This is a genomic window from Clostridium sp. CCUG 7971 (assembly GCF_017590215.1).
GTDB lineage: Bacteria > Bacillota > Clostridia > Peptostreptococcales > Peptostreptococcaceae > Faecalimicrobium.
In genome coordinates, this window is the sequence record NZ_JAFFPK010000223.1 from 1 (window position 1) to 593 (window position 593).

Below are 593 nucleotides of genomic sequence, written 5' to 3' on the forward strand. Positions count from 1 at the left end.
TGGTAATACTAGCAGCATTATTTTTATTAATCACTATAGGAATTATAATATATGTATTTAAAAAAAGAGAAAAACTCTAAAAGATCAATCAGTTATACAAACATAATGATAGCTATATTATTAATAGGTGTATACTCTGTAAAACTAAACGATCTTACTGAAAGAAAAATAATAAGTCCACTAAGATGGGACTTAAAAGAATCATATAAACATAATGGTTTTATGTATTCACTACTAGACTCATACTTTGGATATAATAGAAAAAGACCAGAGGATTGCGATAAAGCATCAATAGAAAAATATAAAAAATGAAGTAAATGCAATACAAGCATCAAATATTAATACTTCAGCAAAAAAGATAATAAACCAAATATAATATTTATTCAGTTGGAATCATTTATGGATCCAACAGTAATAAAAGAAGTTAAATATAGTGAAGATCCAATACCTAACTTTAGAAAAATATCTAAAGAAAATAAAAGTGGATATATTAATGTTCCAGTAGTAGGTGGTGGAACAGCTAGAACAGAGTTTGAAATACTAACAGGTAATAACTTTGACTACCTGGAATACCAGGTGAAATACCATTATGA

The 593-nt window shown here is 26.3% G+C and carries 1 protein-coding gene and 1 pseudogene; both read left to right on the forward strand.

The window, feature by feature from the left end; genetic code table 11:
• Positions 1-51: 51 nt before the first annotated feature.
• Complete coding sequence (locus JWF52_RS18900) at positions 52-312, forward strand: hypothetical protein (RefSeq protein WP_208335015.1); 261 nt, start codon at positions 52-54, stop codon at positions 310-312.
• An 87-nt stretch (positions 313-399) separates the two neighbouring features.
• Positions 400-593 (forward strand): annotated as a pseudogene (locus tag JWF52_RS18905) (LTA synthase family protein); the annotation flags it as partial.